A 14597-nucleotide genomic window follows, 5' to 3' on the forward strand; every position below is an offset into this window, starting at 1 on the left:
CCAGGGTTAACACGATCGTAGGTGGCCATGTTCCCAGGGGTGACAGCCGCTACTCGTCTCCTCGGTGGTGCGGTTACTTCTCGCCGACGATCTTGTCGAACAGCACCGCCGGGTTGCCCGGTCCGCAGTCCGCGCCGAACGCGACCAGGCGGAACTGAGCCAGCTTCCCGGTGGTCAGGATGATCATGACGCCGGCCTTGCCGCCGACGTTGACCGGGCGGATGCCCTCCGGCCGCACCTTCGGGTCGAGCCCGGCGGCCGCGATGCACGCGTCCAGCCGGTCTTCGGTCTGCAGCGGGCCGAAGTCGCGGACGCCGACCGCCTTGCCGATGAGGGCCTGCGCGCCGCTGCCGTCGCTGCCGACCGTCGGACCCGACGGCGGCGGGGCGGCGACGTTCGGCGTGCCCGTCTGCTGCGACGTGCTGGGGATGGCGACCGTCACCGCGACGACGGCCGCCGCGGCCGCGGTCAGGATCCCGGCGCCCCAGCCGAGCCGCTTGTTCCGGCGTCGCCGGGCCGCCGCGAGGTCCACCACCGGGGCGTGCCCGGACCCGGCCTGCTCCGGTGCCGTGCGCGGCGACGGAAACTTGGCGGCTGCTTCGGCGGCCAGAGCCGCGTCCAGCCGGGCCGCGAACTCCGCGGGCATCGGCGGGGCCGGCGCGTCGGCGAACGCCGCCAGGTCGGCCTGCGTGGCGTCGAGGGCGTCCAGGATCGCGCGGGCTTCCGGGTCGGCGTCGACCAGCGGCCACAGTTCCGCCGCCTGGGCGTCGTCCAGCACGCCGGCGTGGAGGTCGGCGAGCACGTCGACGGACCAGGGCGGACCGACGGTCCCCCCGATCCCCCGGCTTTCGTCCGTCATCGTCCCTCCCCGCTACCCGGCTGGCGCCCGGCCCGTTTGCTTTCGTGAGTTGGGACGTTCGCAATCGCATCGGGGTTCCGCAGGTGTCCGAGAACCTTCGCGAGTTTTCCGCGGCCCCGCGCGCACCGGCTCTTCACGGTGCCTTCGGCGATCCCGAGCATCTTCGCGGTCTCGGCGACGGAGTACCCCTCGACGTCGACGAGCACGATCGGGGCCCGCTGGTCCTCCGGCAGCTGGTCGAGCGCCTCCCGGACGAGCAGGCTCGTCTCGCGCTCGGCCATCGAGTCGCGCGGGGTCGCCGGCTCGTTGAAGCCCGTCTCCGGCAGCGGCACGGTCGGCCGCGCCTGGCGGCGGCGGATCCGGTCGAGGCAGGCGTTCACCACGATCCGGTGCAGCCACGTCGTGACCTGCGACTCCGCCCGGAACTTGTCGGCGGCGCGGAACGCCGAGATGAACGCGTCCTGCAACGCGTCGGCGGCCTCCTCCGGGTCCCGGACCGTGCGCAGGGCGACCGCCCACATGCGGTCGCGATGTCGCTGGACGAGTTCGCTGAACGCATGAGGGTCCCCCGCGGCGTGAGCCGCTATCAGATCCGCATCCGTGGGAGCTGCAGCTGTCACCCGGGAGAGCCTACTGACCTCCCCGGGCGCGTCACCCCGCAGGCAGGAAGGTCAGGTCGGCGATTTCCGTCTGGAACTTGCCGTCCTCACCACCCAGAGCGGTGATCCAGACGATGAAGTACTCACCCTGCGTGGGCTGGGCCAGTGCGATCGTCGTGTCGCCGTCCTTCAGGTCGCCGTTGCCGACGACCTTCGTGTCGGCCAGGTCGGGGTTCTTCTCGGTCGCCGAGCGGATCTCGACCTTGGTGCCCGGCGTGCCGCCGCCGATCTTCACCTGGCTGAGGTTGATCGGGTCCTTGAAGGTGACGACCAGCCCGACACCCGGCTTGATGACCGGGAACTGCTGCTTGTACTGCTCGGTCCGCCACTGCGTCTCGGGCTTGTCGTCGGTCGCGTACTTCGCCCGCGCGGTGTTGTCGCCCTTGCCCTCGGGGTTGTAGACCGCAACGGCCTGCGGCTTCACCGCGGCGCCCACGGCGGGCGACGGCGGCGGCGCGGGCTGGCTCGACGCGGGCGGCTGCCCGGCCGGCTGGCTCGACGCCGGCGGCGCGGCGACGTTGATCGTCGGCCCGCTTGCCTTCGAGTCGCCCTGGAAGACGTTGATCAGCATCAGCCCGCCCCAGGCGAGGATGACGACGGTCGCGACCACCAGCACGGTGACGCCCAGCGCGAGCTTGCGCCGCCGGGCGACGTCCTTGACCGGCTTCTTCGTCGTCCAGACCGTGCCTTCGCCCTCGGCCGGGTCACCGCCGACGGCCTTGATCAGCTGGGTGCGCTCTTCCTCTTCGGCCACCTGGTCGAGCATCCGGAGGATGGCCGCGCTGGTGCGGATGCCGCCGTTGCCGCCGTCCTCGATCGTGCGGACGGCCAGCGACGACAGGTCGGCCGGCACCGTCGGGATCAGCTGCCGCGGCGGCACGATCCCGCCCTGCGGGGTGGTCGGCGCCGGCTGGATGGCGGGCGGGCCGCCGGGCAGCGCCCAGCGTCCGGTGAGCAGCAGGTAGAGGACCGCGCCGAGCGCCTTGACGTCGTCGCGCAGCGTCGCCTCCGGCAGCGGGCCGGGGAACGCGAGCTTCAACGCGCCGTTCGGCGTCAGCCGCAGCCGCTGGGGGTGGTCGAGGCCGAGCACGAGCCCGTTCTGGTGGGCCTGCTCGACGGCTTCGGCCAGCGCCTGCACCATCCGCGCGGCCGCGGCGGGCGCCACCGGCCGCTGCGCGACGAGGTCGACCAGGTCGCTGCCCTTGGTCCACTCCGCGACGACGACCCCGAGCAGGCCTTCGCTCGAGGTGATGCCGCTGCCGAGCGCGAGCACGTCGAGCACCCGGGCGACACCGCCGTGCCCGAACTTCGACGCGTGTGTCGCGCGTTCGAGGGTGCGCCGCGCGAGCCGCGCCGCCTCCGGGTCGGCGGGGTCGCCGACCAGCAGCGTCAGCGCGACATCACGCTTCAGCTGCCCGTCCCGCGCACGCCAAAGGTGCGCGTCCCCCCGCTCGTCCACGCCGAACTGCGCGAGGAGGCGGTAGCGGCCGTCGCCGACCACACGCCCGGGGGCCAGCGATCCGACCTGGGCCTTGCCCACGTGGTTCGCACCCCCCGCCTGTTCGCTCCGCCTCGTGTCCACCCGCACTCTCTCCCGTTAGCTCCCCCGCCAAGGTTACCCAGAATACGACGCGGGAGTCGTCGCCTTCCGTACCGGAATCGTTACCCGCGCTTGATCAACCGGGTGAACCTGGATGTGGCCGGTTTCAGCTCCTCCACCTTCAGGGCCATCAAGATCCCGAACGAGACCGCGATCCCGACGATGCCCTGCAGGAAAAGCTTGACCCAGGCCCCCAAAGTCGGCCCGAACGAGTCCGGCACGACCTGCCCGACGACCCAGGCCGCGCCAACACCGAGCGCGCTCGCCACGACCGTGAACAGGATCACGCCGATCACCCGCTTGCTCCGCAGGTTGCCCAGCGTCACCCAGAGCCACACCTGGCCGAGGATCGCGCCGACGACGAACGTCAGCGCGTTCACCATCATGACACCGAGCACGACGTTGTCCGGCGACAGCAGCACCGGGCACAGGTACAGCAGCGGAACCTTGACCAGCGTCATCACGATCATGATCAACGTCGGTGTGCGGGCGTCCTTCATCGCGTAGAACACGCGCATCTGGAGCATGACCAGCGCGTACGGCAGCAGCGCGAACGCCGAGATCGCGAGCGCGTCGCCGAGCCGCTCGGCGGTGTCGACAGTGCCCTTGCCGAAGGTGAACAGCGCGATGCCGATCGAGCCGCCGACCACGGTCATCACCGCGGAGATCGGCACCAGCATCACCGTCGACATGCGGGACGCGTACGAGAGGTCGCCGATCAGCTTCTTGTGGTCGCCGTCGGCGGCCGCGCGGCTCATCCGCGGCATGATCGCGGTCAGCAGCGAGACGCCGATGACGCCGTACGGGAGCTGGAAGAGCAGCCAGGCGTTGCTGTACGCGGTCACACCACCGGGTGAACCGCTGGTCAGGACGCGCGTGTTGATCGTGTACCCGACCTGGCTCACCGCGACGTACCCGAGGATCCACAGCGCGAGGCCGCCGAACTCCTTCATCTGCTTGTCGATGCCCCAGCGCCACTTGAACCGGAAGCCCGACCGCAGCAGCGGCGGCACCAGCAGGATGGCCTGGGCGACGATGCCGCCGGTGACGCCGATGCCGAGCGTCAGCACCTTCGGGTCGAAGATCGACGGCTGGTCGGTGTTGATGTCCCCCGGCATGATCCACACGACGAGGATCGTGAAGATGACGACCAGGTTGTTGATCACCGGCGCCCAGGCCGTCGGGCCGAAGATCTGCTTGGCGTTCAGCACCGCCGAGAGCAGCGCGAACACGCCGTAGAAGAAGATCTCGGGCAGCAGCAGGTAGGCGAACGCCGTGGTCAGGCCGGAGCTGGCCTTGCCGGAGCCGTCGACGTAGAGGCTGGTGAACGCCGGCGCCGCGAGCACCGCGACCACCGTGCCCACCAGCAGCAGCGAGAACGCCACCGTGATCAGGCGCTGGGTGTAGGCCGCGCCGCCGTCGGGATCGTCCTGCGAGCGCACCAGCAGCGGCACCACCACGCTGGCGAGCACCCCGCCCATCAGCAGCTCGAAGATGATGTTCGGCATCGTGTTCGCGACGTTGAACGAGTCGTTCGCGATGCCCTGGCCGATCGCGCCGACCAGCAGCAGCTTCCACAGGAAGCCGGTGATCCGGCTGATCAGCGACGCGATCGCCATCCGGCCGGACGCCTTCGCCAGCGACGGCGCCTTCGCCGGCGCCGCCTCCTTGCCGGGCTCGACCGGCTTGACGAGCGGCGTCTTGAGCGCCGGCATGACCTGGGTGGCCAGCGCGTCGTACGGGCGCATGACGTCCGGGTCGGCGACCGGCCAGCGCGAGTTCATGGGGACGCCGGCGGTGCGCGGGATGAACCGCGTCGCCTCCGGGTCGGGTGGCCGCTGGGCCTCCTCCTGCCACGGCCGGACCGGCGCCGGACGCCGTGACCCGCGACCGCGCGGCGGCACGGGAACACCGGACGCCGGGGTGCCGGGAGCGGGGACGCCGGGCGCCGGGGTGCCCGGCGGCGGGGTCGCGGGCGGCGGCAGCGGCGGCGCGGGCTGCGGCAGGCGGCCCTGCGCCGACGGCGGTCCGGCGGGCGGCTGGGCCGGTGGCTGACCGGGCTGACCGGGCGGGGGCGGCACGGGCTGGACGCGGGTGGGCGCCGGACCACCGGCCGCCCGGGGCGGCTGCCCGCCGCGCGGGGGCGGGCCTTGCGGCGGTGGCCCCTGGGGCGGCGGGCCTTGCGGGGGTGGACCCTGCGGCGGCGGGACGCGCCGGGCCGGGCGGCCGGGGGCGTCGTCGCGTACCGGGGCTTCGTCGTTGACGGGCCACGCCTCGCGCGGAGGCCCGTCGTCTCGGGCGGGCCTGCCGTCGCGAGGAGGCATGTCGTCGCGAGGTGACCTGCCCTCGCGGACCAGGCCGTCGTCGCGGAGGGGACGACCCTCGCGGACGGGACCGTCTTCGCGGATCGGTCGGCCGTCGCGGGGCGGCATGTCATCTCGGGGTGGGCGGCCGTCGCGGACGGGACCGTCTTCGCGGATCGGTCGGCCGTCGCGAGGCGGCAAGTCGTCCCGTGGCGGGCGGCCGTCGCGGACTGGGCGGCCTTCGCGCACAGGACCGTCGTCGCGAGCCGGGCGGCCCTGGCGGCGCGGCGGACCGTCCTCACGGACCGGCCGCCGGGGCGGGGCGTCGTCGCGGGCGGGGCGCGGCGGAGCTTCGTCGCGGGGTGCTCGCCGGGGCGGAACGTCCTCGCGCCGGGCGCGCTTGTCGCGGGCCGGGGGCTCGTCGGGGGTCGGCAGGTGGCGGGTGTGGCCGTTGCGCGACGGCTGACGGCGGCCGCGCTCCGGCGGCGGCTGCTGCGGCGGAGGCTGGCGGCGGACCGGCTGCCCGGCACGCGGCGGCCCGTCACCCCGGTGCGGGGGCGGAGCGCCTTCGCGCCGAGGACGACTCGCACGCTCGGGTGGTAAGCCCGGCTCTCTCTCCAACGCGTGCCCAATCCTCGGTGCTCGAACCCCGCCGCCGCGGCCCGGTGCCGCGCACGTGCGGACCAAGGGTAATCGGGAACCGGCCGAAGCACTCAAAGGCCGACGGATCAGTCGACGACGTCGCGACCCGTCCGGGCGTCCTTCACCCTCCGGTAGATGCGCCGCGAGGCGAGCAGAAGCAGTGCCACACCTGCGGCGACGGTCGCGATGATCGTGATCGCGCCGTACTCCGTGGACGTCAGTTCGAACCGCGCGGATGACCCGAGCGGGGTACCGGTGGGCGTGCTCAACGACACATCGACGCTGAACCGGCCGGCCCGCAGCGCTTCCACCGGGAGGAAGTACTGCCGCCCGCCGCCCGCCGGGAACGACACCTCCTTGCGGTCGTCCGTGCGCAGGCCCGTGTTGTTGTTGAGCGAGAACCGCGCGGTGATCCCGACCGGCAGGTCGTTCACCACGTACACCGGCAGCGGGGAGTTGCCGGACGCCAGCGCGATGGTCTGCTGCGGCTGCCGGACGCTCACCCGGTCGCCGATGGCCGCGATCTCGGCCCGCGCGTTCGCGGTCGCCGCGTCGGCGGGCAGGCCCCGCCAGCCGGTGGAGGCGCCGCGCAGCTCGGCCAGCCGGACCGACGCGACGACGTCCTCCGGCTTCACCCGCTTGGTCGGGTCCAGCTGCATCGCCGACGCCATGCCGGTGGCCTGGTCGTCGAGCGTCGCCAGCGTCGAGACGACGGCCGGGTCGATGCCCGCGTCGGGGTTCTGACCGCCGTCGCCGACCGCGCCGGAGCCCTGCGGATCGGCGTCCAGCAGCGACGGGAGCGAGGCCGCCGTGACCACGCCGGTGTCGAGGAAGCCGCCGATCTGCTGCAGGTACGCGGTGAGCTCGGCCGCCGGGGCGTCCCACCGCCGCGGCGGCGCGACGAGCAGGTGGTTCGGGCGCTCCTGCCCGGCCGGCACACCGAGGCCGGCCCGGAAGGCGAGCGCGCCGAGCCCGTTCTGGCTGGAGATCGCCCGTTCGGTGTTCGCGGCGACGGTGACGGAGTCCGGCACGCTCGGCACGCCGGTCATGGCCGCGGAGATCAGCGAGTCCGTCGGCTGGGCCCGGACGGTGCCGCCCTGCACGGTGACACCGCCACCCGCGCCGGCGGGGGCGAGCTTCGCCGCGTCCGTCAGCACGGTCTTGACGCCGGCCTGGGTCAGCGCGGTCAGCACGGCTTCGTTGAGCGTGCCGTCCGGCCAGAGCACGCCGGTCTGCGGGGTGACCCCGGCCAGCTGCTGGATCGTGGCGGCGGCCGCGGCCGCCTGAGCGACCAGGATCGGGTCGCCGGGACGGATCCGCGAGACGGTGTTGAGGTCGGCGTCGGCGAACGGCAGGGCGACCGCGCACCGGCCGGTCAGCAGGGAGCGCAGCTCGGTCAGCCACGTCTTCGCGCTCTGGACGCCCTTGCCGTCGATGTTCCCGTTCTCCGTGTGCACCTGGTAGCCGCGGCCCATCGCGTCGACGGTCGCCAGGAGGTCCGGGTCGAGTGCGAAACACATCGACTTCGCCAGGCTCGCGTCGCCGTGCACGGCCTTGGCCGCGGCGGTGACCAGCGCGTTCAGCCGCCCGTCCGGGGCGATCTCGTCGGCGAGCCGGTCGTCGCGCAGCACCAGCGGCTGGCCGTACGGCGCCGCGTAGACCTGCGGGACGCTGCTGGTCAGCGGCCAGAGCAGGGTCATGCTCGGCGCGCCGCCTGCCGCGTGCCCGGCCGGCTTGCCCGGCCCGGCCAGCACCGGCATCAGCATGCTGACCGCGCCGAGGCGGGCCGCCCCGCCGAACTCCGGGGTGCCGTTGACGTTCACCAGCAGCGGGTAGACGCCGGGCCGGCCGAACAGCGCCTTCGAGCCGGTCAGGTCGACCGAGATGTCCAGCGGCGCGCTCTGGCCGGGCTCCAGCGCGTCCGCGACCGAGCTGAAGTCGGTCAGCGGGGTGTCCTTGATGACGGCGCCGGACAGCACGTCGTTGACCCCGCGCGAGGTCGTGACCCGGTCGCCGACCTGCAGCCGCACCTGCGGCCGGTTGACCTTGCGGTCGCCGGTGTTGGTCACCGTGCCGGTGACGGTCAAGGTGGTGGTCGAACCGGTGATCACGCGCGGGTTGAGCGCGTCGAGCTCGACGCGCAGTCGGGCGCCTTCTTCGGCCTGGGCCACCGTGGCTCCGGCGAGGGCGGGGACGGCCAGGAAGAGGACGGAAAGGAAGGCTGCGGCGAACCGCTTCACTCGGGGGCTCCCTCAGGGGCGTGCTCGTCTCGTCCGTGGACGTCCGGGCGCGCGAAAAGTTCCTTGGCCTTCCGGACGAGCTTGCGTTCGTCGGAGTAGGCGAGTTTGGTCTCCAGCTCGGCCAGCGGGACCCAGGCCACCTCGGTGACCTCGACGTCTTCGTCGGAGAGTTCCCCGCCGAGCGCTTCGAGCAGGAAGTGGTGGACGGTCTTGTGGATGCGCCGCCGCTCGGCCACGAACCAGTAGTCGATGGTGCCCAGTGGCCGCAGGACGCGCGCGGAGATGCCGGTTTCCTCCTTGACCTCGCGCACGGCCGTCTGTTCCACCGTTTCACCGTCCTCGATGTGGCCCTTGGGCAGCGACCACAGCAGTCTGCCGTGCCGGTCGAGCCGGCCGATCAGCACCGCCTGTTCGCGCGCCGCGTCCATCACGAGGCCACCGGCCGACGTCTCGTCGACCGTGGTCAGGCGCCTGCCGCGCTGACGCCTCCGCCGCCTCCGCGGCTTCGAGGCGCCGGGACGGCCGGCTGATCCAGACATGCTGCGATGCTAGAGCAAACGGTTGCCCCGGTAGGCTGGCTCTCCGTGTCCTGTCCGGTGGTGCCTGTAGTAATCGCACCCGACAAGTAGTGGGATCTTCGTGAACGACGTGGTCGCCAAGGAGAACGCGGTGGTCGAGCTGATGCGGCTCTCCCCCCTGGCGGACGAGCTGGCCGAGCGGTTCGCCCGGGCCGGGCACCGCCTGTACCTCGTCGGCGGGAGCGTGCGCGACGCGCTCCTCGGCCGGCGGTCCGGCGATCTCGACTTCACCACCGACGCCCGGCCCGACCGGGTGCTGAAGATCGTCAGCGAGTGGGGCGACGCGGTCTGGGACGTCGGGATCGCCTTCGGCACGGTCGGCGTGACGAAGAAGGGCATGCAGCTCGAGATCACGACGTTCCGCGCGGACAGCTACGACCGCGTCGGCCGCAACCCCGAGGTCACCTTCGGCGACAGCATCGAGGGTGACCTCCTGCGCCGCGACTTCACGGTCAACGCGATGGCCGTCGAGCTGGCGACGAAGACGTTCATCGACCCGCACGACGGGCTGGGCGCGCTGCGGGAGAAGGTGCTGGACACCCCGGCGACCCCGCAGGAGTCGTTCGCCGACGACCCGCTGCGGATGCTGCGGGCCGCCCGCTTCGCCGCGCAGCTGGGCTTCACGGCGGCGCCCCGGGTGGTCGACGCGATGGCGTCGATGGCCGGCGAGATCGACCGGATCACCGCCGAGCGCGTGCAGGCCGAGCTGTCGAAGCTGCTGCTCGCGGACGACCCGCGGCCGGGCCTGGAGCTGCTGGTCGACACCGGGCTGGCCGACCGGGTGCTGCCCGAGGTGCCCGGGATGCGGCTGGCGATCGACGAGCACCACCAGCACAAGGACGTCTACCAGCACTCGCTGACCGTGCTGGCCCAGGCGATCGAGCTGGAGAAGTCGCACGAGCCGACGTCGGAGCCGGACCTGATCCTGCGGCTGGCGGCGCTGCTGCACGACGCCGGCAAGCCCGCGACCCGCGAGTTCCAGCCGGGCGGCGGGGTGAGCTTCCACCACCACGAGGTGGTCGGGGCGCGGATGGCCCGCAAACGTTTGCGGGCGCTGAAGTTCTCCAAGGAGATCATCGACGACGTCTCCCAGCTCGTGTTCCTCCACCTGCGGTTCCACGGCTACGGCAAGGGCGAGTGGACGGACTCGGCGGTCCGCCGGTACGTCACCGACGCCGGCCCGCTGCTGACCCGGCTGCACAAGCTCGTCCGCGCCGACTGCACCACGCGCAACCGCCGCAAGGCGGCCGCGCTGCAGGCGACCTACGACGACCTCGAGGCCCGCATCGCCGCGCTCAAGGCCAAGGAGGACCTCGACCGCGTGCGGCCGGACCTCAACGGCGAGCAGATCATGGAGCTGCTCGGCCTGCGGCCGGGGCCGGACGTCGGCAAGGCGTGGAAGTTCCTCAAGGAGCTGCGCCTGGACCGCGGCCCGCTGGAGCACGACGACGCCGTGGCCGAGCTGAAGAAGTGGGCTGCCGAGCAAGGAATCGGCGACTCCTGATCATCCAGGCCGTCAATTCGTCGGAAAGCTGGACCAGTTCGCCACGAATCGGTGATACTCCCCACCTCGGCTCACCGATGTGATCAGGGGGTGTCCGCGCCATGTCCACCGAAGCGCCCGACGCCCCCGAACCGGTGACCTCGGGCAGCTTCTTCGTGGCGCTGCTGCGGCAGGGCGCGCCCGCCATCGCGACGGCGACCAGCGAGCTGTCCGACGAGGTCGGCGATCCCACCCCGATCCACGCGCTGAAGCGCATCTCGAAGATAGCCGGGCCGATCGACCCGACCCGGCGTGACGGCTTGCTGCTGCGCGCCACCCGGTACGTCGTGCTCATCCCGCTGGCCTTCCGGCTGCTGGCCGTGCCCGGTCAGTTCGGGGTCTTCCTCTTCCAGCACGGCTCGACCGGGCTGCTGCCGGTCGGGGTGTTCACCCTGCTGTCGGTCGCGCTGAACGTGATCGGCTTCCGCTGGATGTTCCGTTCGGCGCCGTTCCGCGGCCGGGACGCCGGGAAGCTGCTGGCCGTCGACCTGGTCTTCACCGTGCTCTCCCCGCTGGTGCTCGCGCTGACCGTGCCGTCCGAGGCGTACTTCGACGCGCTGGCGGTCAGCAGCGTCCACCTCCTCGGCGAGGCCGGACTGCTGACGCTCGCGGTCGGCGCGCCCAGCGGGCTGGTGTTCGGGTTGGCGAGCTTCCCGCTGCGGATGCTCGCGAACTGGGTCAACACCGGTCAGTTCCACGTCGGAGCGGCGTTCTCGACCTTCTCGGCGTTGCTCGCCGAGCTGTTCTTGGCGGCCGCCGCGCTGGTGCTCACCGGCCTCGGCACCCGGCTGGCCCTGGCCTACGGCACGCGCAACGGCCGGCTCGCCGAGCGCGCCCAGCAGCACCGGATGCTGCACGACACCGTGCTGCAGACCCTCGAGGCGATGGCGCTGTCCGGCACCACGAACCCGGAGGAGCGGCTGGTCGAGATCCAGCGGCTGGCCCGTGCGCAGGCGATGGAGATCCGGCACACGATCGAGTCGGCGGCGTCCGAGCGGGCCGAGGCGGGCGCCCGGCCGCTGGGCGAGAAGCTGGCCGCGCTCGCCGCCGAGATGGCGCGGGACGGGCTGCGCGCCCAGCTCGTGGTGGCCGAGCTCGACGACGACACGCTGTCGGAGGTCCGCCAGATCGCGATCCGCGACGCCGTGCGCGAGGCCCTGCGAAACACGATGAAGCACTCGGGCACCGACCGGGTCGTGGTGCGGGTCGAGGAACGCGAAGGCGGCATCGCCGTCATCACCCGCGACCACGGCACCGGGTTCAGCCCGGCCGAGCGCCCGGCCGGGTTCGGCATCAGCGAGTCGATCACCGCCCGGCTGGCGGAGGTCGGCGGGACGTCACTGGTCGAATCGGGCCTCCCCGGCGGGGGCACCCGGGTGACGCTCTGGGTGCCCTTCTGATATCTCCTGAGCATGACCTCGATCGAGCTGCTCGCCGACGCCCTCGCCGCCCACCGCGCCGGTGACCGCGCCCAGGCCGCCGACTTCGCCGTGCGGGCCGGCCGCGCCGGCTCCTCCCTGGCCGACGAACTCCACACCTACCTCGCCGGAGACGCCACGGCTTCGGTGTACGACCAGCCGAGCGCGTTCACGGCGTTCATCCGCGGCGGTGGCAACGTCGGGCTGTACCGGGCGCTGAGCGCCGCGCTCGCCGCCCGTTACGACGAGGCGAAGCCGGAGTCCCTGCTCGACCTGGGCTGCGGAGACGGCCTGGCCGTGGTGCCCGCGCTCGAGCAGGCCACGCACATGCCCGCGCGGATCGACCTGGTCGAACCGTCGGCGGCGCTGCTCGAAGGTGTCCACGAACGGGTGCCGTCGGCGCAGTGCTGGCAGTCGACCGCGCAGGAGTTCCTGGCCCGTGACGACCTCGGCTGGGACTTCGTCCAGTCGACGTTCGCGTTGCAGTCCATCGAGCCGGAGCAGCGCGCGGAGGTGCTTCGCGCGCTTCAGCTGCGCACGGGGACTCTGGTGATCGCCGAGTTCGACATCCCGGAGTACGTCGAAGGGTCGCCGGAGCACCTTTGCTCCCTCGTCGAGCGCTACGAGCGCGGAGTCGCCGAGTACGGCGAAGACGCGTCGCTCGTCGCGCAGGGCTTCCTGCTGCCGGTGCTGCTCGGGATCGTCGACGGCCACGAGCGGACGAACTGGGAGCAGCCGGCGAGCGGCTGGGCCGAGCAGCTGGAGACGGCGGGCTTCACCGAGGTCGACGTCGCACCGCTCGCCGACTACTGGTGGTCACCCGCCGTCCTCATCACTGCCTGCTGAGCGAGCCCGTCTCGAGGTGCTGGGCGAGCGGCCGCGGCAGCAGGTACGCCACTCCGCCGCCCGGCATCGTGGTCCACGGCGCCGTCACGCCGGTCAGCACCCGCAGCGCGCGCTGCACCCGGTAGAGCCGCTTCTCCCGTTCGCGTTCGAACGCCAGCGACGTCTCGGCGAACCGCGTCCCGTCCGCGTGCACCAGGTTGCCGGTCTCGTTGCCGAACCGGACGACCGTCGTGCCCGGCGCGAGCACGACCAGGCGCTTGCCGCGGTAGAAGTTCAACGGCGGCTCGCCGCGCATCGGCAGGATCGGCCAGTCGGTGGGCTGGTCGGACTCCTCCGACGGTGGCGGCGGCGGCAGCATCAGCAGCACGCCGAGCAGGAAGCGGGCCGCGTCGGCGAGCGAGCCGAACGCCACCGGCTCGTCGGCCGGCGGCCTCGAGACCTCCCAGCCGTTCTCGGCGCGGCGCAGCGTCCAGACGTCTTCGGCCGGAACCTCGCCGGCGCCGATCCGGTAGGTCGCGGGCGGCACGCCGTGCTCGGCCAGCCGCTGCTGGAGCAGCTCCAGCGTCTCCGCGCCTCGCAGCGTCCGCACGTTTTCGCCGCGCGCGACGCGGGAGAGCGCGCTCTCGTCGGGCAGGTCGGCGGACGTCTGCGCCGGCCGCGGCTGGCCCAGGATCTCCGCCTCGGCCGTCGCGCGGACGAGCTCCCCGACGAACGGCGGGCGGAACCCGGCCGCCCGGATGTGCTCGACCAGCTCCGGCTCCGGCGGCACCCCGTACTTGCGCAGGTAGTGCGGCACGGCGGCGGGCCAGATCCAGGTGCCGTCGGTGTGGAACGCGTTCGGCACGTCCGGCTTCGCGCCCGGCGCGCCGAAGATGTCCGGCAGCGGGGCGGGCCGGTGCAGCGCGACCGGCGCCCGGAACAGGTAGTCGAGCACCCCGCGGACCTGGTCCGGCGGCACCGGCGGCCGGTTGACCACCGGGCGCTCGCCCTCGGTGTGCGAGTCGGCGGCCCGCGCCTGCCGGAAGACGACGTCCAGCGGCAGCCCGGCCTTGGCGGTCAGCCAGGCCGGCATGTGCTTCGACGAGCGCGGGAAGTTCGCCAGCTCCAGCTCGTAGGCGGCGGTCGACGGGCGGCCGCCGTCGTTGGGCGGCACCCGCCAGTCCGGCTCGCGGTCGGCGTCGAAGTCGAAGTCGAACTGCGACGCCGAGTCGAGCGTGAACGTGCCCTGGAACCAGGTGCCCGCCTCCGCCTGGTACATCGCGGCACGCAGGCGCGTGAAGAGCCCGCCGAGCCGCGGCACCGCCGGCAGGGACACCGAAACCGGCCCGTCCTCGTCGCCGACCGCACGGAGCTCGATCTCCGAGTAGTCCCCGACCTGCCGGAACTGCGCGCCGACGCGAGCCCAGCCGCCCGGCACCGTGTGCAGCAGCGTCCGCCCGATCGCGCGCAGCAGCGCGTTCTGGTCACCGGCGCCCGGCTGCGGCCGTGCCTCCGGCGCGTCGGTGAAGTCCAGCCTCGTCTGCCACAACGCCGTGACCTGCTTCGCCGGCACCGTGACCGAGAAGTCGGTCAGGCCCAGCTGCGCGGCGCGCGCGGCGTCGTCGTGGATCCAGCGCAGGGTCAGCTCGGGTCGCGTGCCCGGCGCGACCTCGAAGACCTCGTCGTCGTACTCGCCGAAGGTGCGCAGTGTGAACGTCGCCGGCACTTCGCTCGCCGGCACCACTCGCGCGGGACGCCCGTCGTGCTCCTTGTCGAAGCCCTCCGGCGCCTCTTCCTCCGGCAGCACCGAAAGCAGCACGGTGCCGTCCGTCGTCGAACGCTGAGCGCGGAACGTCCCCTCGCCCCACGTCGCGTACAGGCCGTCCGGGCGTTCGGCCACCTCTACCCGGTAACGCACGTTTTGTCCTCC

11 protein-coding genes are annotated in these 14597 nt (G+C 72.8%); 4 read left to right on the top strand and 7 right to left on the bottom strand.

Features of this window, described 5'->3' with window-relative positions:
- Positions 1-73: 73 nt before the first annotated feature.
- The 4 genes from ACZ61C_RS14180 to murJ all read right to left on the bottom strand — a co-directional run bounded on the left by ACZ61C_RS14180 (position 74) and on the right by murJ (position 4902).
- Complete coding sequence (locus ACZ61C_RS14180) at positions 74-859, bottom strand: hypothetical protein (RefSeq protein WP_465306527.1); 786 nt, start codon at positions 857-859, stop codon at positions 74-76.
- The gene (gene sigM / locus ACZ61C_RS14185; protein WP_086679039.1) at positions 856-1479 is read right to left on the bottom strand and encodes an RNA polymerase sigma factor SigM; all 624 of its coding nucleotides are present in this window, start codon (positions 1477-1479) and stop codon (positions 856-858) included. The genes ACZ61C_RS14180 and sigM overlap by 4 nt, the downstream gene beginning before the upstream one ends.
- 31 nt (positions 1480-1510) lie before the next feature.
- Positions 1511-3100 carry a protein kinase family protein gene (locus ACZ61C_RS14190; protein WP_465306529.1) on the bottom strand — a complete coding sequence of 530 codons (1590 nt, stop codon included), beginning with the start codon at positions 3098-3100 and terminating at the stop codon, positions 1511-1513.
- Between the two features lie 80 nt (positions 3101-3180).
- Positions 3181-4902: a murein biosynthesis integral membrane protein MurJ gene (gene murJ / locus ACZ61C_RS14195; RefSeq protein ID WP_465307032.1), complete on the bottom strand. Its 1722-nt coding sequence runs from the start codon at positions 4900-4902 to the stop codon at positions 3181-3183.
- Positions 4903-5865: 963 nt separating this feature from the next.
- Between murJ and ACZ61C_RS14200 the strand changes: the two genes are divergently transcribed.
- On the top strand, positions 5866-6024 hold the full coding sequence (locus ACZ61C_RS14200; protein ID WP_465306531.1) for a hypothetical protein: 159 nt from the start codon (positions 5866-5868) through the stop codon (positions 6022-6024).
- 125 nt (positions 6025-6149) lie between these two features.
- Here ACZ61C_RS14200 and ACZ61C_RS14205 read toward each other — a convergent pair whose 3' ends face one another.
- Positions 6150-8303 (bottom strand): DUF6049 family protein, encoded by a 2154-nt coding sequence (locus ACZ61C_RS14205; RefSeq protein WP_465306533.1) that lies wholly within the window; start codon positions 8301-8303, stop codon positions 6150-6152.
- Positions 8300-8842: an NUDIX hydrolase gene (locus ACZ61C_RS14210; protein ID WP_465306535.1), complete on the bottom strand. Its 543-nt coding sequence runs from the start codon at positions 8840-8842 to the stop codon at positions 8300-8302. Before ACZ61C_RS14210 ends, ACZ61C_RS14205 begins: the two co-directional genes overlap by 4 nt.
- Positions 8843-8942: 100 nt before the next feature.
- Between ACZ61C_RS14210 and ACZ61C_RS14215 the strand changes: the two genes are divergently transcribed.
- The 3 genes from ACZ61C_RS14215 to ACZ61C_RS14225 all read left to right on the top strand — a co-directional run bounded on the left by ACZ61C_RS14215 (position 8943) and on the right by ACZ61C_RS14225 (position 12688).
- Positions 8943-10385, top strand: a complete 1443-nt coding sequence (locus tag ACZ61C_RS14215; RefSeq protein ID WP_465306537.1) for a CCA tRNA nucleotidyltransferase — start codon at positions 8943-8945, stop codon at positions 10383-10385.
- A gap of 101 nt (positions 10386-10486) precedes the next feature.
- Positions 10487-11824: a sensor histidine kinase gene (locus ACZ61C_RS14220; RefSeq protein WP_465306539.1), complete on the top strand. Its 1338-nt coding sequence runs from the start codon at positions 10487-10489 to the stop codon at positions 11822-11824.
- A gap of 12 nt (positions 11825-11836) precedes the next feature.
- On the top strand, positions 11837-12688 hold the full coding sequence (locus tag ACZ61C_RS14225) for a class I SAM-dependent methyltransferase (RefSeq protein ID WP_465306541.1): 852 nt from the start codon (positions 11837-11839) through the stop codon (positions 12686-12688).
- On the opposite strand, the gene ACZ61C_RS14230 is transcribed toward ACZ61C_RS14225, so the two are convergent.
- Positions 12675-14585 (bottom strand): TNT domain-containing protein, encoded by a 1911-nt coding sequence (locus tag ACZ61C_RS14230; protein ID WP_465306543.1) that lies wholly within the window; start codon positions 14583-14585, stop codon positions 12675-12677. The genes ACZ61C_RS14225 and ACZ61C_RS14230 overlap by 14 nt on opposite strands.
- Positions 14586-14597 lie beyond the last annotated feature (12 nt).

The sequence above is a fragment of the Amycolatopsis sp. NPDC104587 genome, assembly GCF_055583645.1.